This window comes from Ruegeria sp. HKCCSA071, from assembly GCF_017872555.1.
GTDB lineage: Bacteria > Pseudomonadota > Alphaproteobacteria > Rhodobacterales > Rhodobacteraceae > Ruegeria.
In genome coordinates, this window is record NZ_JAEDOX010000001.1 from 1201734 (window position 1) to 1227868 (window position 26135).

Annotated in this window: 22 protein-coding genes; 16 read left to right on the forward strand and 6 right to left on the reverse strand. The window is 59.7% G+C overall.

What is annotated here, in order from left to right:
• Positions 1–80: 80 nt before the first annotated feature.
• Positions 81–545 carry a (2Fe-2S)-binding protein gene (locus I9188_RS05975; protein ID WP_209504489.1) on the forward strand — a complete coding sequence of 155 codons (465 nt, stop codon included), beginning with the start codon at positions 81–83 and terminating at the stop codon, positions 543–545.
• A gap of 3 nt (positions 546–548) precedes the next feature.
• Positions 549–2789, forward strand: coding sequence for a molybdopterin cofactor-binding domain-containing protein (locus tag I9188_RS05980; RefSeq protein WP_209504490.1), 2241 nt, complete (start codon positions 549–551; stop codon positions 2787–2789).
• 59 nt (positions 2790–2848) lie between these two features.
• Here I9188_RS05980 and I9188_RS05985 read toward each other — a convergent pair whose 3' ends face one another.
• From I9188_RS05985 to I9188_RS05995, 3 genes are all read right to left on the reverse strand, one after another.
• Entirely contained in the window at positions 2849–3628 is a 780-nt protein-coding gene (locus I9188_RS05985) for a gamma-glutamyl-gamma-aminobutyrate hydrolase family protein (protein WP_209504491.1), read from the reverse strand.
• 219 nt (positions 3629–3847) lie between these two features.
• A complete protein-coding gene (locus I9188_RS05990; protein ID WP_209504492.1) occupies positions 3848–4273 on the reverse strand; it encodes a heme-binding protein in 426 nt (141 codons plus the stop codon).
• A gap of 57 nt (positions 4274–4330) precedes the next feature.
• Positions 4331–6466 carry a malate synthase G gene (locus I9188_RS05995; RefSeq protein WP_209504493.1) on the reverse strand — a complete coding sequence of 712 codons (2136 nt, stop codon included), beginning with the start codon at positions 6464–6466 and terminating at the stop codon, positions 4331–4333.
• Between the two features lie 207 nt (positions 6467–6673).
• On the opposite strand from I9188_RS05995, the gene pepN reads away from it, so the two are divergent.
• The 7 genes from pepN (at position 6674) to I9188_RS06030 (ending at position 15787) form a co-directional block, all read left to right on the forward strand.
• Positions 6674–9226, forward strand: a complete 2553-nt coding sequence (gene pepN, locus I9188_RS06000; RefSeq protein ID WP_209599574.1) for an aminopeptidase N — start codon at positions 6674–6676, stop codon at positions 9224–9226.
• A complete protein-coding gene (locus I9188_RS06005; RefSeq protein WP_209504495.1) occupies positions 9223–9651 on the forward strand; it encodes a hypothetical protein in 429 nt (142 codons plus the stop codon). The genes pepN and I9188_RS06005 overlap by 4 nt, the downstream gene beginning before the upstream one ends.
• Before the next feature lie 129 nt (positions 9652–9780).
• A complete protein-coding gene (locus I9188_RS06010) occupies positions 9781–11040 on the forward strand; it encodes a hypothetical protein (RefSeq protein WP_209504496.1) in 1260 nt (419 codons plus the stop codon).
• Positions 11041–11121: 81 nt separating this feature from the next.
• Positions 11122–12633, forward strand: coding sequence for an Asp-tRNA(Asn)/Glu-tRNA(Gln) amidotransferase subunit GatB (gene gatB / locus I9188_RS06015; protein ID WP_209504497.1), 1512 nt, complete (start codon positions 11122–11124; stop codon positions 12631–12633).
• Positions 12634–12780: 147 nt separating this feature from the next.
• The gene (pepT, locus tag I9188_RS06020; RefSeq protein ID WP_209504498.1) at positions 12781–14037 is read left to right on the forward strand and encodes a peptidase T; all 1257 of its coding nucleotides are present in this window, start codon (positions 12781–12783) and stop codon (positions 14035–14037) included.
• Positions 14038–14117: 80 nt separating this feature from the next.
• Positions 14118–14549, forward strand: a complete 432-nt coding sequence (locus I9188_RS06025; protein WP_209504499.1) for a DUF4177 domain-containing protein — start codon at positions 14118–14120, stop codon at positions 14547–14549.
• Positions 14550–14710: 161 nt separating this feature from the next.
• Complete coding sequence (locus tag I9188_RS06030; RefSeq protein WP_209504500.1) at positions 14711–15787, forward strand: pyridoxal-phosphate dependent enzyme; 1077 nt, start codon at positions 14711–14713, stop codon at positions 15785–15787.
• 13 nt (positions 15788–15800) lie between these two features.
• Here I9188_RS06030 and I9188_RS06035 read toward each other — a convergent pair whose 3' ends face one another.
• The gene (locus tag I9188_RS06035) at positions 15801–16055 is read right to left on the reverse strand and encodes a BolA family protein (RefSeq protein ID WP_209504501.1); all 255 of its coding nucleotides are present in this window, start codon (positions 16053–16055) and stop codon (positions 15801–15803) included.
• A gap of 106 nt (positions 16056–16161) precedes the next feature.
• Here I9188_RS06035 and I9188_RS06040 point away from each other — a divergent pair, with 106 nt between their 5' ends.
• The 3 genes from I9188_RS06040 (at position 16162) to I9188_RS06050 (ending at position 18356) form a co-directional block, all read left to right on the forward strand.
• Positions 16162–16788, forward strand: a complete 627-nt coding sequence (locus I9188_RS06040) for a J domain-containing protein (RefSeq protein WP_209504502.1) — start codon at positions 16162–16164, stop codon at positions 16786–16788.
• 132 nt (positions 16789–16920) lie between these two features.
• Positions 16921–17469, forward strand: coding sequence for a hypothetical protein (locus I9188_RS06045; protein WP_209504503.1), 549 nt, complete (start codon positions 16921–16923; stop codon positions 17467–17469).
• Between the two features lie 101 nt (positions 17470–17570).
• Positions 17571–18356 carry a hypothetical protein gene (locus tag I9188_RS06050; RefSeq protein ID WP_209504504.1) on the forward strand — a complete coding sequence of 262 codons (786 nt, stop codon included), beginning with the start codon at positions 17571–17573 and terminating at the stop codon, positions 18354–18356.
• On the opposite strand, the gene I9188_RS06055 is transcribed toward I9188_RS06050, so the two are convergent.
• A complete protein-coding gene (locus I9188_RS06055) occupies positions 18353–19348 on the reverse strand; it encodes an esterase-like activity of phytase family protein (protein WP_209504505.1) in 996 nt (331 codons plus the stop codon). The genes I9188_RS06050 and I9188_RS06055 overlap by 4 nt on opposite strands.
• A 183-nt stretch (positions 19349–19531) precedes the next feature.
• Complete coding sequence (locus I9188_RS06060) at positions 19532–20422, reverse strand: Hint domain-containing protein (RefSeq protein WP_209504506.1); 891 nt, start codon at positions 20420–20422, stop codon at positions 19532–19534.
• Between the two features lie 445 nt (positions 20423–20867).
• Between I9188_RS06060 and cobS the strand changes: the two genes are divergently transcribed.
• The 4 genes from cobS (at position 20868) to I9188_RS06080 (ending at position 26130) form a co-directional block, all read left to right on the forward strand.
• Positions 20868–21854, forward strand: coding sequence for a cobaltochelatase subunit CobS (cobS, locus tag I9188_RS06065; RefSeq protein ID WP_209504507.1), 987 nt, complete (start codon positions 20868–20870; stop codon positions 21852–21854).
• 121 nt (positions 21855–21975) lie between these two features.
• A complete protein-coding gene (gene cobT, locus I9188_RS06070; RefSeq protein ID WP_209504508.1) occupies positions 21976–23853 on the forward strand; it encodes a cobaltochelatase subunit CobT in 1878 nt (625 codons plus the stop codon).
• An 81-nt stretch (positions 23854–23934) separates the two neighbouring features.
• Positions 23935–25725, forward strand: coding sequence for an aminopeptidase P family protein (locus tag I9188_RS06075; RefSeq protein ID WP_209504509.1), 1791 nt, complete (start codon positions 23935–23937; stop codon positions 25723–25725).
• Positions 25726–25788: 63 nt separating this feature from the next.
• On the forward strand, positions 25789–26130 hold the full coding sequence (locus I9188_RS06080; RefSeq protein ID WP_209504510.1) for a DUF427 domain-containing protein: 342 nt from the start codon (positions 25789–25791) through the stop codon (positions 26128–26130).
• Positions 26131–26135 lie beyond the last annotated feature (5 nt).

Sequence of the window (26135 nt, forward strand, 5' to 3'; positions counted from 1 at the left end):
TTTTGTTTAATTTGTCAATTGACAAACTGACACTTTGCACCTATTATGTCAAAACCTACCACAGATACAAAAGGTGCGCCATGGCGACGGCCCTTAAGATTAACGGAACTCCCCACCAGATCGACCTGCCGGATGATGTTCCCCTGCTTTGGGTTCTGAGGGATGAGGTTGGCCTGACCGGAACCAAGTTCGGCTGTGGTGTCGCCGCTTGCGGGGCCTGTACGGTTCATATCGACGGCGAAGCGGTACGTTCGTGCCAGGTGGCGCTGTCGGATGTCTGGGGCGAGGTGACCACAATCGAAGGTGTCGGCACGCCAGAAGCTCTGGCTACGATCCAGCAGTCCTGGGCTGATCATCAGGTGGCGCAATGTGGCTACTGCCAATCGGGCCAGATCATGCAGGCCGCTGCCCTGCTTGCGGAAAACCCCGCACCCACGGACGCAGAGATCGATGAAGCGATGCAAGGAAACCTGTGCCGCTGTGGCACCTACCCCCGCATCCGGGCCGCGATCCACGACGCAGCATCCAAGTTGAAGGAGGCGTAAGAGATGGCTTCTGTTGGCAAAATTATCCGCCGCACATTCCTGATCGGCTCGGCCGCGATTGTTGGCGGCGTCGCCTTTGGCGCGTATTATGTCACCCGCCCTGCCCCTAACCCGCTGAAACCGAAAGAGGGTGAAGCGGCCCTGAACCCCTTCGTGCTGATCGATCAGAATGGCATCACCCTGTTCGCGCCCCGTGCCGAGATGGGACAGGGCGTGAAAACCACGTGGGCTGCGCTGATCGCCGAAGAACTGGACGTCGATCTGGATCAGATCACTGTTCTGCACGGTCCGGCAGCCGCCGCCTATTACAACTCAGCCATGATGGGCGAGGGACTGCCAAACAAGGGCTATGACATCTCGGACTTCCAACACAACTTAGGTGAAGCACTGGGGATTCTTGGAAAGGCTCTTAGCCTGCAAGTCACAGGCGGCTCAACCTCGATGAAGGACGGGTTCGAGAGGATGCGGCAAGCCGGCGCCTCGGCCCGTGAAACGCTGAAACGCGCCGCCGCTGATCGGTTGGGTATCGACCCCTCGGATCTGAAAACAGCTTCAGGCCATGTCATCACGCCAAACGGTGACAAGATCGCTTATACCGATCTTGCAGTGGAAGCGGCCGGACTGGAACCCGTCGAGGTACCTTTGCGAGACCCGTCCGAATGGCGTTATCTGGGACGGATACAACCGCGACTGGACATGGTGGGCAAAGTGACAGGCACTGCCGAGTTCGGTATCGATGTTCGCCTGCCCGGTATGAGATTTGCTGCCGTGCGCATGAATCCCAAACTGGGTGGTGCGATGAACAGCTTTGACGACAGCGCTGCAAAATCCATGCCGGGGGTCGAGACGGTTGTAGATCTGGGCACAGGTGTTGCCGTGATCGCGAACAACACATGGCTGGCCAATCAGGCGGTTGAGGCTGTTGAGATCGACTGGGGTGATGCGCCATATCCACCTGAAACCGATGGCATTTTCTTAAAGATTGTCGAGGCGTTTGACGGCGCGCCGAACTCGACTATGCGCGATGATGGCGATGTCAGCGTGACGCCGGATGGCGCGACCGAGATCACTGCCGAATACCAAGTGCCCTATCTGGCGCACGCCACGATGGAGCCGATGAATGCCACCGCGCTCTATAACGGAGATGCTCTGGAGCTGTGGTGCGGCAATCAGGCCCCGACGCTGATCCGGTTTCGCGCAGCAAACACTGCAAATCTAGACACTGAGGCTGTTCAGATTCACACCACCTATCTGGGGGGTGGGTTTGGCCGCCGGGGCGAACTGGATTTCGGAGAAATCGCCACCAAGGTCGCCATGGCCATGCCTGGCACACCGGTCCAGACAACTTGGAGCCGCGAAGAAGACATGCGTCACGACTACTTCCGCCCCGGCGCCATCGCCCGGATGCGCGGCGCTGTTCAGGACGGCAAGGCCGTTCTTATTGACGGCAAGGTTGCAGCGCAGTCCTGCATGCAACAGGCGGTCGAGCGTTACACCGGCTTCCCCGGAGGCGGACCCGACAAAGTGCTGGTCGAAGGGTTCTTCAACCAGCCTTACGCCGTGCCAAACTACCGGATGAGCGGCCACGTCGCTGATCTGGCTGTCCCGGTGGGCTTCTGGCGTTCGGTCGGCAACAGCCACAACGGCTTTTTCCACGAGACCTTCATGGACGAATTGGCCCATGCCGCAGGGCGCGACCCGCTGGACTTCAGGCTAGAACTGATGAGAACCGAACATGCCCCGTCTGCCGGATGTCTGGAGGCGGTCAGGGAAATGTCCAACTGGACCGGAAAAACACCTGACGGCGTAGGCCGTGGCGTGGCCTTCACCTACAGCTTCGGCACTCCGGTGGCTCAGGTTATCGAAGTGGTTGACGAAGACGGTGCCATCCGCATCCACAAGGTCTGGATCGCCTGCGACATGGGGCTGGCGCTGGACCCGGAAAACGTCAAGGCACAGATGTTTGGCGGCATGATGTATGGCCTGTCGGCTGCGTGTTTCGGCGCGATCACCTTTGCCGACGGGGAAGTCGAGCAGTTCAATTTCCCCGACTATGACGCCCTTCGTATGCATACTGCGCCACAAGTCGAGGTGCGCGTTCTGGAAACCAACCGCCATATGGGCGGCGCTGGTGAGCCCGGCACGCCCCCCTCGATGCCCGCACTGGGCAACGCCCTGTTTGATTTGACGGGAAACCGCGCGCGCAGCCTGCCGCTGGTCAATCAGTTCAACCTGCTGGTCTGATTGCCATTCACCTTCCCCTGCACCGGTCCGTCGCGCGCCCGCACGGTCCGGTGCCCAAGTCAGGCTGATTTCTGAACTGCCTGACAGGCAATCCCCGCCGCCCATCCCCGCACAGCCATGCCGAAGGCTTCGAACAAGGGGCGTGAAACCGGGTCGTTGATCGCATCCCATTCGGGATGCCATTGCACGGACAGCGTAAATCCGGGCGCGTCCTTGATGTAGATCGCCTCGGGCGTTCCATCCGGCGCATGCCCATCGATCACCACACGCTGTCCGATGCACTTGATCCCCTGCCCGTGCAGCGTGTTTGTCATGACCTCCTGCGCACCAAACAAGTCGTGGAACACACCGTTTTCGGTCAGTTTCACTACATGGCGCATTGCAAATTTTTCCTCAAGTGTACCATCAGGCGGCATCCGGTGGTTCATCCGCCCCGGCAGATCGCGAATCTCCGGATAGAGCGTTCCACCCATGGCCACGTTGACCTCTTGAAATCCACGGCAAATGCCCAGAAACGGCTGACCCCGTTCCACACAGGCCCGAACCAGTGGTAAGGTGATCGCGTCACGCGCGCGGTCAAACTCTCCATGCGCCTCGGTTGCAGGTTCACCATATTCTTCGGGATGCACATTGGGGCGACCGCCGGTCAGAAGAAAGCCGTCGCAAACCTCCAGCAACTCCTCAACCGACACATAACGGGGATCGGCGGGGATCAGCAGCGGCAAACATCCCGATACGTTCGCCACAGCGTCAGAATTCATCGTCCCCCCTGCATGGGTCGGGTATTGATCGTTCATGAGGTATGAGTTGCCGATAATACCAACAACGGGTCGAGACATTCCGCTTTCCTTGTTATTCATCCCCTTGGAAAGGAAGCTAACCGCAGCTTCACAGTCGTGCAAGAATACACCTCCTGCGTGACAGCGCAGGGACGTGTTCAGGGGTGCACAAACTTTCTCCCGACAACCAATCAAGTCTCGGCACGCTTTCCCCGCCCCAAACTTCAAGTCGGGAACATGCGCCAAACGCTCCTGTGACGGAACTCTCTATGGTCGGATCTATTTCTCTCCGTCCAACCCGGCAGCTTCAATTCCCGCCATCGCAACGGCAGCGTCGTTTTCAGACGTGTCGCCGGTAACTCCAACGGCACCGATCACGTCGCCCTTTCGACCCCGTATCAAGACCCCGCCCGGAACTGGTACGACCTGCCCGCCATACACTCCGTTTACCGCCGCCATGAAGTAGGCTTGCGCCTCGGCCCGCTGCATCTGCGCCGTGCCCGCCATACCCAGCATGACAGAGCCATATGCCTTGCCATGCGCAATCGCAAAGCGGCCCGGTGCTGCATCATCCTCACGCTCGAACGCGATGACGTGGCCGCCTGCGTCCAGAACAACCACTGAAAGTGGCTTCAGCTCCATCTCGCGGCCTTTCTCAAGTGCTTTGCGGATAATGGTGCGGGCTTTGCGAAGGGAAACTTCCATGTGCATTCCTGTGTCTGCATGTCGAAAGAAGAAAGGGGGCAGATCGCCCCCTTTGTATTACGCGGTGGCCGCCTTCAATTCCAGACGGCGCGCGTGCAGGACCGGTTCGGTGTAGCCCGAGGGCTGCACACGGCCTTTGAACACAAGGTCACAAGCCGCCTGAAAAGCAATTCCGTTAAAGCCCGGCGCCATCGGGACATAACCCGGATCACTTGCATTCTGGCGATCCACGACAGCCGTCATTTTCTGCATCGCAGCCATCACCTGCGCTTCGTCGACAATTCCATGATGCAACCAGTTGGCCAGAGCCTGAGACGATATCCGGCAGGTCGCACGGTCTTCCATCAACCCGATGTCGTTGATGTCGGGGACTTTGGAACATCCCACGCCCTGATCGACCCAACGCACGACATAGCCTAGAATGCCTTGTGCATTATTCTCGACCTCGCGCGAGATTTCCGCGTCACCAAGATTGCGCCCCCCCAGCAGGGGAATGGTCAGCAAATCGTCAAGCGTTCCACGTGCACCCGCCGCTGCGATCTCGTCCTGACGGGCCAGTACGTTGACCTTGTGGTAATGTGTGGCGTGCAAAGTCGCGGCGGTCGGCGACGGCACCCAGGCGCAGGTGGCGCCGGATTGCGGATGGCCAATCTTTTGCTCCAGCATATCGCCCATCCGGTCCGGCATCGCCCACATGCCTTTGCCGATCTGCGCCTTGCCTTTCAGGCCGCAGGCCAAACCGATATCGACATTTCGGTCTTCATAAGACGCAATCCAGGGCGTGTTCTTGATGTCGCCCTTGGGCAGCATCGGCCCGGCCTCCATCGAGGTGTGAATTTCATCGCCAGTGCGATCCAGGAAACCGGTATTGATGAAGGCGACGCGCGATTTTGCGGCGCGAATGCATTCTTTCAGGTTCACCGACGTGCGGCGTTCCTCATCCATGATGCCCAGCTTCACGGTGTTGCGCGGCAGGCCAAGGATGTCTTCGACCATGTCGAAAATCTCGACCGCAAAGGCAACCTCTTCCGGCCCGTGCATCTTGGGTTTCACCACGTAGACCGACCCTTCGACCGAGTTACCCCCATCCCGTTGCAGGTCATGCATTGCGATCAGAGTGGTGCAGAGCGCGTCCATCAGCCCCTCGCCAATCTCGCGCCCTTCGGCGTCCAGAACGGCCGGGTTCGTCATCAAGTGGCCGACATTTCGCACCAGCATCAGCGAACGACCTTTCAGGGTCGCCTGCTCACCTGTCGGTGTGGTGAAGGTCAGATCTTCTGCCAGTTTGCGGGTAAATGTGGTGTCGCCCTTGGTGACGTCTTCGGTCAGATCGCCCTTCATCAGGCCCAGCCAGTTGCCATAGGCCACGACCTTGTCTGCCGCATCAACACAAGCGACCGAGTCTTCGCAGTCCATAATCGTTGAAAGGGCTGATTCCAACCGGACATCCGCGATACCTGCGGGATCAGAGGCGCCGATGGCGCCAGTCGGATCGATCATGATCTGAATATGCAGGCCATTGTTTTTCAGAAGCACAAAATCCAGCTTGTCTGCCGCGCCACCGAAACCAACAAATTGAGCGGGGTTTGCCAGTGCCGGGGAAAGAACACCTTCTTCAACATGCAGTCCCGACACCTTGGCCCAAGACCCACCCGCCAGAGGCACGGCGTCATCCAGAAAGGCTTTTGCCCAGGCTATCACCCGCGCACCGCGCGCCGCATCATACCCACCACCTGTTGGCAGATCGCCTATCGCATCGGTGCCATAAAGCGCATCATACAGGCTGCCCCATCGCGCGTTCGCCGCGTTCAGCGCAAAGCGCGCGTTGGTGATCGGCACAACCAGCTGCGGGCCCGGCGTCAGCGCAATCTCGGGGTCGACATGTGTCGTGTCGATCTGAAACCCGTCGCCTTCCTCGACCAAATAACCGATTTCCTTCAGAAAAGCCCGATAGTCAGTGGGATCAATGCTCTGACCCTCGCGCGCAATATGCCAGCTGTCGATGCGCCCTTGAATCTCGGCGCGCTTGGCCAGAAGCGCGCGGTTCTTCGGCCCCAGTTCAGACACCAGTCGCGCCAGACCCGCCCAGAAATCCTGCGCCGACACACCCGTACCCGGCAATGCCCGCGTCTCGATAAACTCTGCCAGTATTGGATCGATCTGCAGCCCGCTCAGGGTTTGTCTGCCACTCATCTTCCTGCTCTCCTGCGATTGTGTGCCATTGTATGCGTAAGTGACTTAGGCCGAAAGTTTCCGATAGGCAACTTTCGACTTTGCGTTAGGGTTATTCGGATCGAAGGGAAGCTGTTTCAAAAACAACAAGGGAATGGCGGGGGCCAGTTGCAGCTCTGGAACGATGCCCCTAACGTCGCGCCAGACACGAACCGATGCGAGGCCCCCATGCGCGACGCTGCCCCCACCACGATCTTCCTGAAAGACTACACTCCGTTTGGTTATCTGCTGGACAGCGTACACCTGACCTTCGATCTGTCCGCACATGCAACACGGGTCACGTCGCGTATCGCGTTTCGTCCAAATCCCGACGCGACCGATCGCACCTTTTTTCTGCACGGCGAAGATCTGAACCTGATCCGCGCGTCCATCAACGGAACCGAAGTTTCGCCTGATGTCACGGGCAAGGGCCTGACCGCCGATGTTCCCGACGCCCCGTTCCTCTGGGAAGCCCAAGTTGAGATTGATCCGGGCAACAACACGGCGTTGGAGGGGCTTTATATGTCGAACGGCATGTATTGCACCCAGTGCGAGGCAGAAGGTTTCCGCAAGATCACATATTACCCGGATCGCCCCGATGTCATGTCCACCTTTACCGTGCGTATCAATGGCGACCTGCCGGTTCTGCTGTCGAATGGCAACCCTTCGGGCATAGGCGAAGGATGGGCCGAATGGACCGACCCGTGGCCCAAGCCTGCTTATCTGTTTGCGCTTGTCGCTGGGGATCTTGTGGCCCATCCCGACCGGTTCACCACCAGATCAGGCCGGGATGTGGCGTTGAACCTGTGGGTGCGTCCGGGGGATGAGGGCAAATGCGCCTTCGGCATGGAGGCGCTGAAGAAGTCCATGAAATGGGACGAAGATGTCTATGGCCGGGAATATGATCTGGACGTCTTCAACATCGTCGCCGTCGATGACTTCAACATGGGCGCGATGGAAAACAAGGGGCTGAATATCTTCAACTCTTCGGCTGTTCTGGCTAGCCCCGAAACTTCGACCGACGCCAATTTCGAACGGATCGAGGCGATCATCGCGCATGAGTACTTCCACAACTGGACAGGCAACCGCATCACGTGCCGCGACTGGTTCCAGCTGTGCCTGAAAGAAGGTTTGACCGTCTTCCGCGATGCACAGTTCACATCCGACATGCGCTCGGCCCCCGTTAAGCGCATACACGACGCCATCGACCTGCGCGCGCGGCAATTCCCCGAGGATAACGGCCCGCTCTCGCACCCGGTACGACCCGAAAGCTTTCAGGAAATCAACAATTTCTACACGGCCACAGTTTACGAAAAAGGCGCCGAAGTCATCGGCATGTTAAAGCGGCTGGTCGGGGATGAGGCCTATGCAAAGGCGCTGGACCTCTATTTTGACCGCCATGACGGGCAGGCCTGCACGATCGAGGATTGGCTGAAAGTGTTCGAAGACACCACAGGCCGCGACCTGACCCAGTTCAAACGCTGGTACAGCCAGTCGGGCACGCCGCGTTTGACCGTATCTGAAGATTGGGCCGACGGGACCTTTACCCTGACACTGAAACAGCGCACCGATCCGACACCGGGTCAGGCAGAGAAACTGCCCCAGGTGATCCCGGTCGCCGTTGGCCTGCTGGGGCCAAACGGGGATGAGGTCCGTGCGACCGAAGTGCTGGAACTGACAGAGGCCGAGCAAAGTTTTCAGTTCACAGCGCTTGCGACAAGACCCACCGCATCAATCCTGCGCGAATTCTCGGCACCGGTCATTCTGGAACACGATCATTCAAGCGCCGAACGCGCTTTTCTGCTGGCGCATGACACAGATCCGTTCAACCGCTGGCAGGCTGGCAGATCGCTGGCGCAGGACACCTTGTTGCGGATGATCTTGGACGAGGCAACCCCGGACGCCGATTACCTTAATGGGCTGCAGGCCGTGCTGCGCGACGACACGCTGGACCCGGCCTATCGCGCCTTGATGCTTGGGCTGCCGACGCAATCCGAACTGGCTGCGGCCTTACACGAACGCGGTCACACGCCCGATCCGATGGCAATCTGGTCGGCGGTCGAAACGCTGCGGCAGGCCACGGCACAGCATGTGCAGGATCTGCTGCCCCGCCTGCACAGCGAGGCGTTGGTTGATGGCCCCTACAGCCCGGATGCCCAGCAATCCGGGAAGCGCGCCCTTGGCAGCGCGGCACTGGCACTGACCTCTCGGCTGGATGGAGGGGCAATGGCGGCCACTGTGTATGCCAACGCGGATAACATGACCCTGCAACTAACAGCCCTGTCCTACCTGCTGCGCGCCCGCAAGGGCGAGGTGCAACTGGCCGCCTTCTATGACCAATGGCAGCATGACCGGCTGGTCATGGACAAATGGTTTGGCTTGCAGGTGACCATGGCCGCACCCGAGGCGACACCGGAAACGGCGAAGGCATTGACCGGGCATCCTGATTTCAACTGGAAGAACCCGAACCGGTTCCGCGCTGTCATGGGCGCGCTGGCGATGAACCACGCGGGGTTCCATCAGCCGGATGGTGCCGGGTACAGCCTGCTGGCTGGTTGGCTGATCCGCCTTGATCCTGTGAACCCGCAAACCACGGCACGGATGTGTTCTGCCTTCCAGACCTGGAAACGGTACGACACCGGGCGTCAGGACCAGATGCGCACGCAGCTTTCTCGCATTGCGGAAACACCGAACCTGTCGCGCGACACGACGGAAATGGTATCCCGTATCCTCGGCGCATGACACCTTACAGCTTTACCCGTCGCAACCGAAACTCGCGCACACTGATCATTCTGGCCAGTGTCTACATGGCACTGCTGGCGCTGGTCATCCTGTTCGACGCCGCTTGGTGGATTGTCGGCCTGCTGTCTCTGGCCACCCTCCCCGCAATCTGGGACGTGATCCAGAACACCAGCGCTGGCGTGCAGCTGGACCGGGATGCGGTACGCTGGTTCACCGGCAATCGGCAGGGCGATATCCCAATGCGGGATATCGACCATTTCCGATTTGACACCCGGTGGGACTTTTCCGTTCGCGTATCCATCGTCCTGAAATCCGAGAAACGAATCCGGCTGCCAGATGAGTCTCTGCCACCGCATCGGGAGCTGGAAACCATTCTAAAACAGGCAGGTTTTCGCGTAGACCGTCATCATTTCACTGTTTTCTGAAACACTGCGTGATCTACGGGCTCATTGGACACAAAAAACAAAGTTTATTAAGCAAATTACTTGAATTGAACCCAAGACCGCGCCAGAATTCGGACTCAGTTAAGTGTTTTTACAGTTTTGAGTTTTACCATGTTTCGGTCGATAAGGGCGCTGTTTGCCCAGCCTTCATCCAATCCCACGGACGCCTCAGAAGATCTGTGCGCAACGAAATCAGCGTTGGCTGCTGCCCTGCCTGAACATGGGCAGCTCAACATTCCTGTTGCAACGTCGAATTGCGACAATCTGATTGGACACTCAACTATCGAACATGGGCGCTATCTGGCCAGACAGGATCGCTGGACCGAGTTGTCCGATGAAATGCGTGCAGCGGATCAGGATCGTGCTGCCGTGTCGGATGGTATGCCGATTGCCGATCTTTTGGCGTTCGGGGCCCGATCTGACGTGGTTCTGGCTGCGGAACATGCGCTGTCGGACGGCAAGGCCATATCTGACTACGATTTGCTGGGTGGTATTTCGGAACTGGAAGGCGAGTTGTCGGACAATCCTGGTGATCCGATGATCGCTGCCGTTGTGGCGCTGGCCCATATCGATCTGGCCTGGGCCTGGCGCGGGAACGCCACGGACACGGCCTTGCCGCCCTTGCACCGCTCGCGCTGCGCCGCTCATTTCGACCGGGCCGCTGCGATCCTTCCCAAATGCAAGGCGGATGCACCGGACAGCCCTCTGATTGCGGCCGCCGGTTGTGCTCTGTTGGCCGGGCAGCGCAAGTCAAACGCCCGCGTTGCCGATGAGTACGAGCGCCTGATCACACTGGACCCACGCAATCAGCGTCACATGCGCGCGATGGGCAGCCACCTTTTGCCCCGGTGGTTCGGCAGCTACGCAGAACTGGAATTGCAGGCCTTGCGCAATGCCGTCCGGACACAGGATGTCTGGGGCGCAGGTGGATATACGTGGGTGCAATTCGATGCCATCGCTTTGGACGAAGAGGCCTGCGCGCAGGTCGATGTCGAATATTTCCTTGAAGGATTGCGCGATATCGTAGGTCTGCGCCCTGACCAACAGATGATCAATATGTTGTCGGCCTATTGTGCAATCACCATTCAGAATGGTCGCGGGCTGAACGAAAAGGCAGACAATGTCCGCGCCCAGATGCGCGACACCGCAAACTGGCTGATCCGCGATCACCTGACCGAGCTTCACCCCCTGATCTGGGCCCATGCCGCCAACGGGTTCAACAACTCTGTCCGCATCAACTCGCCCGAGCGGTTTGCTGCGCGCGGTCAGCGCGATGCGCTGCGCGCCATCTCGGATTTGTTCCGGGATGAACTACGCAGCGGTAAGGATGTAACCTTCACACCGTCCGGTCTGCAGTTTTCCAAGAACTGAACGCGTCAGGATTCCCCCTTGCCCCTAGGCCCTGCCGGGCCTAATACGCAGGTTTAGACTTCTGCGGAAATGAGGCGCGCCATGCTCGACCTGACATACGAAATGCCCAAACCCAAAACCATTGCCGGGGCCAAGCACGATTGGGAACTGGTGATCGGGATGGAGGTGCATGCGCAGGTCTCATCCAATGCCAAGCTGTTCTCGGGCGCGTCCACAAAATTCGGGGCCGAGCCGAATTCGAACGTGGCTTTCGTGGATGCGGCAATGCCGGGAATGCTGCCGGTGATCAACGAGTTCTGCGTGGAACAGGCAGTGCGCACCGGGCTGGGCCTGAAGGCGGATATCAATCTGAAATCGGCCTTTGACCGCAAGAACTATTTCTACCCTGACCTGCCGCAAGGTTACCAGATTTCCCAGCTTTATCATCCGATTGTGGGCGAAGGCGAGGTTCTGGTCGAGATGGGGGACGGCACTGCGCGCATGGTTCGCATTGAACGCATCCACATGGAACAGGACGCCGGCAAATCGATCCACGACATGGACCCGCACATGTCCTTTGTCGACCTGAACCGGACCGGTGTTTGCCTGATGGAGATCGTCAGCCGCCCTGATATTCGCGGGCCGGAAGAGGCCGCTGCATACATTGCCAAGCTGCGTCAGATCATGCGCTATCTGGGCACCTGTGACGGCAACATGCAGAACGGCAACCTGCGGGCGGATGTGAACGTCTCGATCTGTATGCCGGGCGCGTATGAGAAGTATCAGGAAACACAGGACTTTTCGCATCTAGGCACCCGTTGCGAGATCAAGAATATGAACTCGATGCGGTTCATCCAGCAAGCCATTGAGGTCGAAGCCCGCCGCCAGATCGCTATTGTCGAAGCCGGTGGCAAGGTCGAGCAGGAAACCCGCCTGTATGATCCGGACAAGGGCGAAACCCGGTCGATGCGGTCCAAGGAAGAAGCGCATGATTACCGCTATTTCCCCGATCCCGACCTGCTGCCGCTGGAGATCGAACAGGCATGGGTGGACGATATCGCCGCCCATCTGCCAGAGCTTCCTGACGACAAAAAAGCGCGCTTTATCAGTGAGTTCGGCCTGACCGACTATGACGCCTCGGTACTGACTGCCGAAGTTGAATCGGCGGCCTATTTCGAAGAAGTCGCGCAGGGCCGCAATGGCAAACTGGCCGCGAACTGGGTGATCAACGAGCTGTTCGGACGTCTGAAAAAAGAAGACCACGACATCACGGATTCGCCGGTTTCTCCGGCGCAGCTGGGTGGGATTATCGACCTGATTTCCTCTGATGCTATCTCGGGCAAGATCGCCAAGGACCTGTTTGAAATCGTCTATACCGAAGGCGGTGATCCGGCGCAGATCGTCGAGGATCGCGGGATGAAACAGGTCACCGACACCGGTGCGATCGAGGCCGCACTGGACGAGATCATCGCGGCCAATCCGGCCCAGGTCGAAAAGGCCAAGGTAAACCCCAAGCTGGCTGGCTGGTTCGTGGGTCAGGTGATGAAAGCCACCGGCGGCAAGGCCAACCCGAAGGCCGTTAACGATTTGGTCAGCAAGAAGCTGAGTTCCTGAACCTTACATTTTGTACAAGCCTGCCAGTGGCAATTGTCAGGTTTGTACAACCAGATTTCCACGATTTCTTAAGAAATGAGGTCAGCTCATCGGCTTGACTTCGCCCGTGATTGCACCCTTTCTTCCGCCCCAGAGAGGTGAGGTATCATGCAGAACAGATTTGATCAGGAACTCGAAGATCGGCTGGTGCGTTACGCGGCGATCGACAGTCAGAGCGACGAGACCTCGGCGACCACGCCGAGCACCCCGATACAGTTCGACATGCTGAACCTGCTGAAGCAGGAACTGACCGAGATCGGCGCTAGCGATGTGACGCTGACGGGTGACAGCGTGGTCGTCGCGACCATCCCCGGCACCGCACCCGGCCCGACGGTGGGCTTTCTGGCGCATGTGGATACGGCCCCCCAGTTCAATGCAACGGGCGTCAAGCCGCGGGTGATCAAGGGATATAACGGTGGCGACATTTCCTTTCCGGACGACCCGGATCTGGTGCTGTCCCCGGACGAGAACCCCTATCTGGCCGAAAAGATCGGACATGATCTGATCACGGCGTCGGGTACCACCCTGCTGGGCGCGGATGACAAGGCCGGGGTGTCGATCCTGATGACCATGGCGCGGCATCTGATCGAAAACCCGGATATCCCGCACGGCCCTATCCGCATTGCCTTTACCCCGGATGAAGAGATCGGGCGCGGCGTTACCGAACAGCTGCCCAAGGATCTGGAGGCGGATTTCGCCTATACTCTGGACGGTGCCGAAGTAGGCGAGATCGAATATGAAAGCTTCTCGGCCGACCGCGCCGTGATCCGGATCGAGGGGGTATCGATCCATCCCGGACTGGCCAAGGACAAGATGGTGAACGCAGCCCATCTGGCGGCGAAGATCGTGCAGACCTTGCCGCAGGCCACCATGACACCCGAAACAACCGATGGCCGAGACGGGTTCATCCATGTCACCGACATGAGCGGCGGATCGTCCGAGATGGAAATCAAGCTGATCCTGCGCGATTTCGAGATGGAGGGCCTTGAGGCGCAACGTGACATCGTACGGCAGGTCTGTGCCGCCGTGCAGGCCACGGAACCGCGCGCGACCATCACCTGCGACATCAGCCACCAATACCGGAACATGCGCTATTGGCTGGAAAACGACATGACGCCTGTTGATCTGGCGCGCGACGCCTGCCGCGAGCTGGGGATCGAGCCGCTGTCGGTCCCGATCCGCGGCGGCACCGACGGATCGCGCCTGACCGAGTTCGGCACCCCCTGCCCCAACCTGTTCACCGGAATGCAGTGCATTCACGGGCCGCTGGAATGGATTTCGGTGCAGGACATGGCAGTGGCGACCGAGCTGTGCCTGTCGGTTGTGACCAAGGCGGCACAGGCTGGCGGCAATAATCAGGGCTGAAAGCCGCCGGTCGGGCGACGACCCTTTCACCCGGGGGTCAGCGTGGTAAGTTGGCGTGAACAGGTATTTAGGAACACTTGATGCAGCTTTTTGAATACAAGGTCGTCCCCGCGCCGCAAAAGGGCGTGAAAGCCAAGGGCGTGAAAACGGCCGAGGGCCGCTTTGCGGTCTCGGTCGAACAGGTTCTGAACCAGATGGCGCAGGACGGCTGGGAATACCAGCGCGCCGAGCTGCTGCCCAGCGAGGAACGCTCGGGCCTGACCGGATCGACCACAAACTGGCGCAATGTGCTGGTGTTCCGGCGGGCCGTGGCCGAGGAAGTCGATGCGTCGGTGATCGGAGACGTACCCGAGTTTGACAACACCCCGTTGGCCCAACCGATCCCCGGCCCCGGTGTGGTGGCCGCGCCGAAACCAATCTCGGAAGAAGCGCATGAGCCGCCTTTGTCGTTGAAAAGCCGGGACCAGGTTGACCAGGACACTGACACCGCCGACGACAAGAAAGACGCCTGAAACGGGTCAGAGTTTGACGTGCGGTTACACCTGCAACACGGTGTGGACCGCAGGTTGAGCAGCCCGCCCGCGGGCGGGCTTGGCGCTGCGGGTGCGATATGTGCTTATCAACCCAGCGAAATCTGTGGCATGTTAACCGGACAACCGGGAGGGATTTTGAAATGGGTATTCGGCAGACACAGGGGCGGGCACGCCTATATGACAGCATCCTTGATACAGTCGGCGACACGCCCTGTATCCGGGTCAACCGGATCGCGCCGGAGCATGTGACCGTTTATGTGAAATTTGAGGCCTTCAACCCGGCAGGCTCGGTCAAGGACAGGCTGGCGCTGAACATCATCGAGGCCGCGGAACGTGACGGGCGGCTGAAACCCGGACAAACCGTTGTCGAAGCGACATCCGGCAATACCGGGATTGGGCTTGCCATGGTCTGTGCGGCCAAGGGATACCCTCTGGTCGTGACGATGGCCGAAAGCTTTTCGGTCGAGCGGCGCAAGCTGATGCGGTTTCTGGGCGCGAAGGTTGTTCTGACCCCGAAGGCGCAAAAAGGGTTCGGCATGTATACCAAGGCCAAGGAACTGGCCGAAGAAAACGGATGGTTCCTTGCCAGCCAGTTCGAGACCGCAGCCAATGCCGATATTCACGAAAACACGACGGCGCGGGAAATTCTTGCCGATTTCGAAGGGCAACGGCTGGATTTTTGGGTGACGGGCTATGGGACCGGCGGCACCGTTTCGGGGGTTTCGCGTGTATTGCGGAAAGAGCGGCCCGATACCAGGATCATCCTGACCGAACCGGCAAATGCCGCAATAGTATCATCAGGTTACGTCAACACGCGCAACGCTGACCATCAACCGACCGAAAGCCACCCCGATTTCGAGCCCCACCCGATTCAGGGCTGGACACCGGATTTCATCCCGTGGGTCCTTCAGGAAGCCATCGACAATTCATACTATGACGAGTTGATCCCCATTCCCGGACCCGAAGGGATTGAATGGTCACGCCGGCTTGCCTCGGAAGAGGGGATCTTCACCGGGATTTCGGGTGGATCGACCTTTGCCGTGGCCATGAAGCTGGCCGAATCCGCGCCGGCGGGCTCTGTCATGCTGGTCATGTTGCCGGACACCGGCGAGCGATACTTGTCGACCCCCCTGTTCGAGGGAATCGAAGAGGTCATGACGGAAGAGGAATACGCCATCTCGGCATCAACACCGTCCGCGCAGATAGAGGCGGGCTGACACGCACAGGTCTTCAGACACCGATATCCAGCGCCAGCGCGTGGATGCGGGGCACGATATCGCCCAGCGCTTTGTGCACGGCCCGGTGGCGGGCGACGCGGGATTGACCGGCGAATGCGGCGGCGCGGATGCGGACGTTGAAATGGCTTTCGCCGCCTTCCCTGTGGCCTGCATGGCCGCGATGGCTTTCGCTGTCGTCAATCACGTCAAGTTCATGCGGGTCAAAGGCGGCTTGCAGGCGGGTTCGGATTTCGTCGGTCACGCTCATTTTTTTGCTCAGCGGCAAAATTTTTGCCGCCCCCCTCTTCTACTTTCGGCTGCTTAGACTAAACTGCTGCCTCCGAGTCGAAAAGATGCGTTCGTGAGGATAGAGCATGGCGAAATCAGACCCCTTCGGATTCGATATGTCCGTTTCCAGCGCCAAGAAAAAGAACCCGCGCGGGCGCCGGGGCATGTCGGGCGCGTCCGAGACCTCGGTCCGGATCTGCGATCACGACGGGTGTGAAGAGCCGGGCAAGTTCCGCGCCCCCAAGGCACCGGATGTGCTGGATGACTATTTCTGGTTCTGCCAGCAGCACGTGCGCGAGTATAACCAGAAGTGGAATTTCTTCGACGGCACCACCGAGGCCGAGCTGAACGCGCAACGCTCGAAAGACAAGGTTTGGGAGCGCGAAACCAAGCCGATGGGAGACCCCGAGGCGCGCGCCTGGGCCCGTCTGGGCATTGAGGACCCGTATCAGGTACTGGGCGCCAACAGCACGCAGAACAAGGGGCGCACCTCGGGTGGAGGTGGACGTCGCCTGCCCCCCACTGAACGCCGCGCAATCGAGATACTGGAGGCCAATGACAGCTGGACCAAGGCCGAAGTGCGCAAAGCTTACAAGAAGCTGATCAAGGTGCTGCATCCGGACATGAACGGCGGCGACCGGTCGCAGGAAGAGCAGCTGCAAGAGGTCGTCTGGGCCTGGGACCAGATCAAGGACAGCCGGAATTTCAAGTAAGGTCACCGTCAGTCGCCAGTTGTATACACAGTTTGAAACGATTGTGAGGATGCTGTCTGGAAACCTGTTTCAATTCCCGCGATAGTGGCAGGGTATAGAACCAGAGCTTTTCCCGGAGCGTCCACTGTGCGTATGCCTTTCTTACTGTTGCTTGCCTCTCTTTGCGGGCTGGTCGTGGCGCAGTTCTATCCGACCGAGATGGACTGGCTATTCCTTTTGTCCCTGCTTTGTGTGTTCGCCAGTACGATCCTTCTGATCCGGGCATGGTTCGACTGGCGCAGGGCCAACACATGGATCATCGTGGACGGGTCGAACGTGATGCACTGGAAAGACGGCGCACCGGATCTGGCTACGTTGCGGCAGGTTCTGGCCAGCCTGAAGCAAGCCGGGTTCAAACCGGGCGTCGTGTTCGATGCGAATGTCGGGTACAAGGTCGAAGGGGAATACATGAACGACCGGGCGCTGAGCCGCGCTCTGGGCTTGCGGGCCAAGCGAGTCATGGTGGCGCCCAAAGGCACGCCGGCAGATCCCCTGATCTTGCAGGCGGCGCGGGACAGCAAGGCGCGTATCGTGACAAATGACAGGTTCCGGGACTGGGAAGACGAGTTCCCGGATGTGTTGAAAACGGATCGTCTTGTGAAAGGTGGTTTTCGCAAGGATGAGCTTTGGTTTTCGCTTTGACCACGCGACCACAGCTTTACGCAACGATCCGGGTTTCGTAGCGTTCAGGGATGACACTGACGGGGCCCTGCCCCGGCAGAACAGTTTTGGATGCAAGGACCGTGGCACGCAAAGAGCAGAACCCGCCAAAAGCCAAGATCCCGCCGGATCATCCGTTTTCAGACATCATCAGCGATGCGTACAGGGTTTTTGCCTATCCAAAGCCGAGCAGCATCGAAGTTTGCGAAGGCTGCTGCATGGACGCCGACATTGAGGCGGATTTCTTCACGCCGCCCATTGCCCAGCTGCCCCTGCATTACGTTCAGGACTGGTTCTTTGCCGCTTGTGATCCCGCAGGGATAGCCCACGACACATGGGGATACCTGCTGCCCCGGATCCTTGAGATTCTGGCCATGGACGAAGACCTCGCCAGCGTTGGGCTGGAGGTGAGCCTGAACCGGTATGAAACCGGCAACTCGAAGAACTGGTCGCCCGAGGAATGGCAGGTTCTAGACCGGTTCCAGCGCGCATATCTGAAACGCGAGATGGCACGGGAACGCGGCTGTCTGGACGATACGCTTTGCATGTTCGCCCTGGCGGGGTGGCCGCTGGAGTCGCTGTTCGAACAGGTCGCCGCAAGCCCGGATACCGATTTGGTGCTGCGCCTGTGGCGCGATTGGTGCGCATATTGCGTTCCGGGGCGGGACTCGATCTGGATCACCGCATTCTGGAACAGCCCCGGCAATACGCGGGCCTTTGAGTTCTACACCTCGGAAGTGATGCACGACAGGATGACCCGCATTGCGTTCGCCGAGGACACTCCGGAGGATATCGTGGAAAAGGCGCTGGCCGTGGCCAGTGTTATCGAGACCCATGCCGATTGGGCCATGGGCGGGTTGTCAACCTAGGGTCTGAGCCGGAACTCGACAATTTCAGTTTCCTGAAACCAGTTGAAATTGTCGTCGGATATCACGGATATGCGTATGTCACCTGCTTCGTCGCGCCATACCGATATCCCCTCGAGGTTGTCGTAAGCCCCCAGACGTGTCCTCAGAAGCAGTTGCGCGTCTTCCAAACCTGTTTCGGTGTACAGAAAGCTTCGAATCTGGGTGGCGACGCCCAAAGGCCAGACATATCTGCGCTCGAGAACATACAGGCGACCGTCCGGGCCAAAATCAGCCCCGACAGGGTCAAATCCCGGCGTGACCGGCATGTAAAATGGGATATCCCAGTCGGTTTTCACCGCCGCTTCGTTTTTGTCGGTTCCCTTCAGCGGGATCAGCGTTACGACCATCTCGGTGGCACCGACACTGGAGCGAAACAGCGGGACCACTCCGTCTTCCTCTGGCCAGCGCTCGGGGATTGCGATCAGTTTGCCATCCGGGTCGATCGCCAACGATTCCAGCCCTTTATTGTACGATAGCTGCCCGACCTGTTTCGGCGCCGGCACCCAGGCGGAGTCGTTATGCCCTGGCAAAAACAGGTTGAGACCCTGGGATCCCTCAATGGAGACAAAGAGACGCCCGTCGGATGCCAATGCCAAACCCTCGGAATCTGCGGACGAGTAATTCCCCAGATCACTGACCAGGCGGTCGAGGTGCCTGTCCGAAACGCCGACAATCCGCCCCTCCTGCCGCTGAAAGCGGCCGTGCTGGAAGGCGGCGCGGTCCGACAAGGCGATGAAGTCGAGCCCATTGCCTTGAACCTCCAGCCCGGAAAAGCCGCCGCTGCGTTCGTTTTCGGAGGTGTCCAAGACAAAAACGCCCAACTCTTCGACTTTGGAAACGGGCAGCGGCACGAAGGTCAGGAACAGGCCAAGGACGCCGATCAGCGCGGCCAGTACCAAACCGATGGGAATGGCGTTGCGCTTGATCTTGGTGAGAACCGATGCCTTGGGCATGCGCCGCCTCCGGGGGTGTTGCGACCTGCTGGTTCGCGATCCATGTTCTTGATTTCAGACGATACCGGGACATTCAACCGAATAGAGACCGACCTGCGGCAAATCTCGCCGCCTCAGACCCCGCGTGTTTCGCCAGACGTCCTTGGAAAAGGGGTGTTGTGCTGTGACTGGAGCCTGGCTGCCCTAGGCCACGTATGATTTGCGCAACGCGCGCGCCTCGCGCCCGGTCAGGCAGCTTAGGCGCGTTTGGGGGTGTGGTCCTGCGTCTGAACGCAACACCGGAAAGAGCGCGCGCAGTTCTTCGACATCCTCGCGATGCAGTGATTTCAGCGCCATGTCGCCCGGAAACAGGCTTTCGCTTTGCAGCCCGTGCGAGGTGAGGATCACATGTTCGGCGCATGCGATGTGATAATATGTCACCGCCTCGCCCGTGGTCACTTGCCGGATGGTATCATCGTTGACCAGATGAATGGCCGCGCAGAACACGCTTGGTGCGCCAAAATAAAGCTCGGCCCGCCAGCCCCCCAGCACAACCCGGTGTTGCGGAGAGAGGTAAAGATCCCTGTCCGGCAGCCCCTTGCCCAACGCATCGCGCCGGATGCAGACCGGGTTGAACTGGGGCCGGACCCGCAGGATTTGCGCGCTGAGTGTTCGTTTGCCGATCCATTCGATGGGCAGCGGGGTTCCACCGGCCACGCAAACCCGGTCGCCCACAGCCAGATCTTCGACCGGGCGCGGGCCGCGATCCGTTTCGATCAGGGTGCCCGAGACAAAACAGGGCGGATTGGTTGGGTTCAGATCACTCGGGGTGATCTTCCAGTTGCCAGTGGTCATCGGACCGGTTGGGTTATTGGCATCCCAGGCGTAGATTTGCCCGCCGACCTGAATGAATTCTCCGGTTTCCCCGGTTCCGCGGTAGTTTCCTTGCCCCAGATAGGTGTAAGGCTGGAAAGTCGCGCCCCCGTCAAACGACACCATCGATCCGCTGATGATCGCGGATTGTGTCGTGTTCTGGACGATGAGATCGTTCTGGCCCGTTGTCTTGGCCGTATGGAGAAGAACGTTAAATGCCACCGGGCGTCACCAAGGTCGTGCGGGCATTCTCCAACGTCGACCTGTTATTCAACACAGAGCAACATCCCGGAAAGGCCTGCGCTTGACATTCCTGCTTCACCAATACCCGATCACTTACAAAACGCCCCATAAGAACAACTTATATGATTGATAACGTCGTTTTCAACAACATATGGATTGCTGAATACTTACCTGCATGCAGCATATCGGACACATGGTTTGGCAGGTGCGTCTGAAGGCGGTTCTGTCATTGAGGAACGCGGCGTGATCTGCGTCTTTTACCTGTCGCGACCAAGGATCACCCGCGCGTCGATAGGGCCAGTTTGAAAGAAAAACCTGCTCACCTTTCCGAGCGGGCGGCTTTCCCTTGCCCTTGTCCGCAATATGTTGCACCACACACGGGTTCAAACCCGGCAATGCGGGCCAAAGGATAAGGACAAGGCGAATGGCTGACGGATCGATCGATGTAAACGCAAAACCCACCGAAGATATCTCGGTCCGTGACGTATTTGGCATTGAGACGGATATGAAGGTCAAAGGGTTTGCCGAAGCCACCGACCGAGTGCCCGTCATCGACCCGACCTACAAGTTTGACCCCGAGACGACATTGGCGATCCTGGCGGGTTTTGCCCATAATCGCCGGGTGATGATTCAGGGTTATCACGGCACCGGCAAATCGACCCATATCGAGCAGGTCGCCGCCCGTCTGAACTGGCCCGCCGTGCGCGTGAACCTGGACAGCCATATCAGCCGGATCGACCTGATCGGCAAGGACGCGATCAAACTGCGCGATGGCAAGCAGGTGACCGAATTCCACGAGGGCATCCTGCCCTGGGCCCTGCGCAACCCCGTCGCCATCGTATTCGACGAATATGACGCGGGCCGGGCCGACGTGATGTTCGTGATCCAGCGCGTGCTGGAACATGACGGCAAGCTGACCCTGCTGGACCAGAATGAGATCATCACGCCGAACCCGTGTTTCCGCCTGTTTGCCACTGCAAACACCGTGGGTCTGGGCGATACCACGGGTCTGTATCACGGCACCCAGCAGATCAACCAGGCGCAGATGGACCGCTGGTCGCTGGTCTCGACCCTGAACTATCTGAGCCATGATGCCGAGACGATGATCGTGCTGTCGAAGGCGCCGCATTACAACACCGCCGAGGGCCGCAAGACCGTCAGCCAGATGGTCACCGTGGCCGACCTGACCCGGACCGCCTTCATGAATGGCGACCTGTCCACCGTCATGAGCCCGCGGACCGTGATCAACTGGGCGCAGAATGCCGAGATTTTCCGCAATGTGGGCTATGCGTTCCGCCTGTCGTTCCTAAACAAGTGCGACGAGTTGGAACGTCAGACCGTGGCCGAGTTCTATCAGCGCTGCTTTGACGAGGAATTGCCAGAAAGCGCCGCGAGTGCGAGCTTGGGCTAAACGCCCGGATTGCGCCCGTTCCGGGCGCAATGCCTCCGGCGGGGATATTTTTGGCCAGATGAAGTCGGATCCGCTACAGTTTTCCGCGCCGGGCAGGTCACTTTGATGAGGGCTTAAGGACATGGCACAGAAGAACGACAACCCCGCTGATCCGTTCAAAAAAGCGCTGGCCGAGGCCACCAAGGTCATGGCCGATGATCCTGAGCTGTCGGTAACTTATACGGTCGATCCGTCGGGCCTTTCGGGTGAGTCGATGCGGCTGCCGCAGGTGTCGCGCCGTATGACGCGGGAAGAGGTTCTGCTGGCGCGCGGCACGGCGGATGCTTTGGCGTTGCAGCGCCGGTACCATGATGACGCCACCCATGCGCGCTATGCGCCTCCGGGGGACATGGCGCGGGACTTGTACGAGGCGATGGAAACGGCGCGCTGCGAGGCGATGGGCGCGCGGGATATGCCCGGCACTGCCAGCAATATCGACGTCAAGATCGGGCATGAGGCGATCCGGCGCGGATATGACCAGTGCAAGCAGCCTGCCGATGCGCCCTTGTCGGTGGCGGCGGGATATCTGATCCGGCATCTGGCCACCGGGCGCGATCTGCCGCCTGCGGCCGAGAACATCATGAACCTGTGGCGCGGGTTCATCGAGGAACAGGCCGGTGGAGTGTTGGAGAACCTTGATGACGTGCTGTCGGATCAGGCGGAGTTTGCCAAGTTCGCGCGGCAGATGATCAAGGATCTGGGCTATGGCGACCAGCTGGGTGATGACCCTGATGAGCTGGACGACGAGCAGGAAGATCAGGCCGAGGACGACGCCGAGGAACAGCCCGATCCTGACAGCACCGGTCAGGATGATCAGGACGAGCAGGACGCGGATGCGACGCCTGAGCAGACGCAGGAAGAGCAGCAGGATCAATCTCAGGCGCAGGTCTCGATGGATGAGATGGCCGAGGATGAGCTGGGTGACGAGGCGGAGATGCCTGATGGCGAAGCCCCGCTGGAGCCGCCTGCCCCGCCGCCCGCCTCTGAGGCCGATCCGGATTACAAGGTCTATCTGAGCACGCATGATGAAGAGATTGCCGCCGAAGATCTGGCCGAACCCGCGGAACTGGAACGGCTACGCGCCTATCTGGATCAGCAACTTGAACCTTTGAAAGGGGCGGTTTCGCGCCTTGCCAACAAGTTGCAGCGCCGGTTGCAGGCGCAACAGAACCGCAGTTGGGAGTTCGACCGCGAGGAAGGCATTCTGGATGCGGGCCGTCTGGCGCGCGTTGTCGCCAACCCCACCACACCGCTGAGTTTCAAGGTCGAGAAGGATACCGAGTTCCGCGATACGGTGGTCACGTTGCTGCTGGACAATTCGGGGTCGATGCGGGGGCGTCCGATCTCGATCGCGGCCATCTGTGCCGATGTTCTGGCGCGGACGCTGGAGCGCTGCAATGTGAAGGTCGAGATTCTGGGCTTTACCACGCGGGCGTGGAAAGGCGGTCAGGCGCGCGAGGCGTGGCTGAACGATGGCCGCCCGCAGCAACCCGGCCGTCTGAACGACCTGCGCCATATCATCTACAAGGGCGCTGATGCCCCGTGGCGGCGGGCGCGGACCAATCTGGGTCTGATGATGAAAGAGGGCCTGCTGAAGGAAAACATCGACGGCGAGGCGCTGGAATGGGCGCATCGCCGGATGATCGCGCGGCGCGAGCAGCGCAAGATTTTGATGGTGATTTCGGATGGGGCTCCGGTTGATGATTCAACCCTGAGCGTGAACCCCGCCAACTATCTGGAAAAGCACCTGCGCGATGTGATTGCCATGGTGGAAAAGCGCAAAATGGTCGAGCTGCTGGCGATTGGCATCGGTCATGATGTGACCCGGTATTACGACCGTGCGGTGACAATCACCGATGTGGAACAGCTGGCCGGTGCGATGACGGAACAACTGGCGGCCCTGTTCGACAGTGATCCGCGCGCGCGGGCGCGGGTGATGGGGATGAAGAAGGTCAGCTAGGCTGGCCTTGCCTCCGGCGGGAGTATTTCCCAAAAGATGAAAAGGCGGCGATTTCGACCGCCCGGCTGAGGGAGGTGTAGTATGTTCCAATCCTTTGAGGTGACCGCGCGGCCCGAGCAGGGGCCGCCGCGTCTGGCTGCGTTGCGCGCGGAGCTGGCGCGCGAAGGGTTGGACGGGTTTCTGATCCCGCGTGCTGATGCGCATCAGGGCGAGTATGTGGCCCCGCGGGATGAACGACTGGCCTGGTTGACCGGATTTACGGGATCGGCCGGGTTCTGTGCTGCGCTGACCGGCATGGCTGGCGTATTCGTCGACGGGCGGTATCGCACGCAGGTCAAGGCGCAGGTCGCGGATGTGTTCACGCCGGTGCCGTGGCCTGACGTGAGCCTGAGTGCATGGCTGAAGGAGCAGTTGCCCGGTGGTGGCAAGGTGGGTTTCGACCCGTGGCTGCACGCGGCAGGGCAGATCTCGTCCACGCTGGGCGAGCTTGAGGGCGCAGGCATCGAACTGGTGCGCTGCGGCAATCTGGTGGACCGCATTTGGGCGGATCAGCCTGAACCGCCGATGCAGGCCGTCAAGGCGCATCCGATCGAGTTTGCGGGCGAAACCGCTGACAGCAAGATTGCCAGACTGGCCGCAGACCTGCGGCAGGCCGGGCGAAAGGCCGCGGTGATCACGTTGCCGGATTCGATCATGTGGCTGCTGAACGTTCGGGGGTCGGATATCGCTTACAACCCCGTGGCCCACGGGTTTGCGATCCTGCATGACGACGGCCGGGTCGATCTGTTCATGGCTACGGCAAAACTGTTGGACGTGCAGGATCATCTGGACCCGAAGGTGACGGTGCACAACCCCGCGGAGTTTCTGGAGGCGGTGAAAGCGCTGGACGGTGTGGTGCAGGTGGACCTGAACACGGTGCCGCAGATCGTGGCCGACGCGTTGGGTGATGCCATGGTGGATGGCGGCGACCCCTGTGCCCTGCCCAAGGCCTGCAAAAACCCGGCCGAAATCGCGGGCAGCGCCGAGGCGCATTTGCGTGATGCGGTGGCGGTGGTCGAAACCCTGTGCTGGCTGGACGCACAGCCCCCCGGCAGCCTGTCCGAGACGCAGGTGGTCACGCGGCTGGAAGAAAACCGCCGCAGGGACAATGTGTTGCAGGATATCTCGTTCGATACCATTGCCGGGACGGGTCCGAACGGCGCGATCATGCATTACCGCGTGACGAACGAGACCGACAGCCGGTTGCAGGACGGTCATCTGCTGGTGCTGGACAGCGGCGGGCAATATCTGGATGGCACCACCGATATCACGCGGACGCTTGCCATCGGCTCTGTCGGGGCGGAGGAAAAGACCTGCTTCACCCGCGTGCTGAAGGGCATGATCGCCATGTCGATGCTGCGCTGGCCCGCAGGGCTGGCCGGGCGCGATATCGAATGCGTGGCCCGCACGCCGCTATGGGCGGCGGGGCAGGATTTCAACCATGGCGTCGGACATGGCGTCGGGGCCTACTTGAGCGTGCATGAGGGGCCGCAGCGCCTGTCGAAGGTCAGCCATGTCCCACTGCAACCCGGCATGATCCTGTCGAATGAGCCGGGATATTACCGCGAAGGCGCCTTTGGCATCCGCATTGAAAACCTTGTGGTGGTGGAAGAGGCCCCGGCCCTGCCCGGTGGCGATGCGGAACGCGCGATGCTGTGCTGGCGCACCCTGACATTTGTGCCAATTGACCGCAGGCTGATCATGGTGGATATGTTGACGCCTGACGAGCGCGGCTGGCTGAACGCCTATCATCGCGACGTCGCGGAAAAAATCCGCCCAAGGCTGGGACATGACGCGCAACTGTGGTTGGATGCCGCAACTGCGCCGATCTGACACCCGCCTGTTACATAGAACGGGCAGAGGAGAGGCCCCAATACGTCGACGGAAGGACCAGAGATGACTGAGATCACGATCCAAAAAGCGCCGGGCAAATGGACTGTCCGTTCGGGCGGCGCGATTCTGGGCGAAACGAGCAACGCGCTGGAACTGCACGAAGGCGACAAAGCTCCGGTGATTTACTTTCCGCGCGGCGATGTTGCCATGGCATTTCTGGACCAGACCGACAAGGTGACGCATTGCGCCCGCATGGGTGATGCGACGCATTTTTCCATCGTCAACAAATCCTCGGTGACCGAAAACGCGGTCTGGAGTTATGAAGACCCGGTTTCCGCCGTGGCCGAGATCAAGGGATACCTGGCGTTTTATCCGGTGGACTCGGTGAAGGTGGAACAGATTTAAGGGCA

Bases quoted from the DNA above. Each gene is read 5' to 3' on its own strand.
- cobS (WP_209504507.1), top strand. From the start codon at position 20,868: ATGGCTGACGGATCGATCGATGTAAACGCAAAACCCACCGAAGATATC.
- cobT (WP_209504508.1), top strand. From the start codon at position 21,976: ATGGCACAGAAGAACGACAACCCCGCTGATCCGTTCAAAAAAGCGCTG.
- I9188_RS06005 (WP_209504495.1), top strand. From the start codon at position 9,223: ATGACACCTTACAGCTTTACCCGTCGCAACCGAAACTCGCGCACACTG.
- pepT (WP_209504498.1), top strand. From the start codon at position 12,781: ATGCAGAACAGATTTGATCAGGAACTCGAAGATCGGCTGGTGCGTTAC.
- pepN (WP_209599574.1), top strand. From the start codon at position 6,674: ATGCGCGACGCTGCCCCCACCACGATCTTCCTGAAAGACTACACTCCG.
- I9188_RS06080 (WP_209504510.1), top strand. From the start codon at position 25,789: ATGACTGAGATCACGATCCAAAAAGCGCCGGGCAAATGGACTGTCCGT.
- I9188_RS05985 (WP_209504491.1), bottom strand. From the start codon at position 3,628: ATGTCTCGACCCGTTGTTGGTATTATCGGCAACTCATACCTCATGAAC.
- I9188_RS06025 (WP_209504499.1), top strand. From the start codon at position 14,118: ATGCAGCTTTTTGAATACAAGGTCGTCCCCGCGCCGCAAAAGGGCGTG.
- I9188_RS05980 (WP_209504490.1), top strand. From the start codon at position 549: ATGGCTTCTGTTGGCAAAATTATCCGCCGCACATTCCTGATCGGCTCG.
- I9188_RS06030 (WP_209504500.1), top strand. From the start codon at position 14,711: ATGGGTATTCGGCAGACACAGGGGCGGGCACGCCTATATGACAGCATC.
- I9188_RS06055 (WP_209504505.1), bottom strand. From the start codon at position 19,348: ATGCCCAAGGCATCGGTTCTCACCAAGATCAAGCGCAACGCCATTCCC.
- I9188_RS05995 (WP_209504493.1), bottom strand. From the start codon at position 6,466: ATGAGTGGCAGACAAACCCTGAGCGGGCTGCAGATCGATCCAATACTG.
- I9188_RS06035 (WP_209504501.1), bottom strand. From the start codon at position 16,055: ATGAGCGTGACCGACGAAATCCGAACCCGCCTGCAAGCCGCCTTTGAC.
- I9188_RS05990 (WP_209504492.1), bottom strand. From the start codon at position 4,273: ATGGAAGTTTCCCTTCGCAAAGCCCGCACCATTATCCGCAAAGCACTT.
- I9188_RS06010 (WP_209504496.1), top strand. From the start codon at position 9,781: ATGTTTCGGTCGATAAGGGCGCTGTTTGCCCAGCCTTCATCCAATCCC.
- I9188_RS06040 (WP_209504502.1), top strand. From the start codon at position 16,162: ATGGCGAAATCAGACCCCTTCGGATTCGATATGTCCGTTTCCAGCGCC.
- gatB (WP_209504497.1), top strand. From the start codon at position 11,122: ATGCTCGACCTGACATACGAAATGCCCAAACCCAAAACCATTGCCGGG.
- I9188_RS06045 (WP_209504503.1), top strand. From the start codon at position 16,921: ATGCCTTTCTTACTGTTGCTTGCCTCTCTTTGCGGGCTGGTCGTGGCG.
- I9188_RS05975 (WP_209504489.1), top strand. From the start codon at position 81: ATGGCGACGGCCCTTAAGATTAACGGAACTCCCCACCAGATCGACCTG.
- I9188_RS06075 (WP_209504509.1), top strand. From the start codon at position 23,935: ATGTTCCAATCCTTTGAGGTGACCGCGCGGCCCGAGCAGGGGCCGCCG.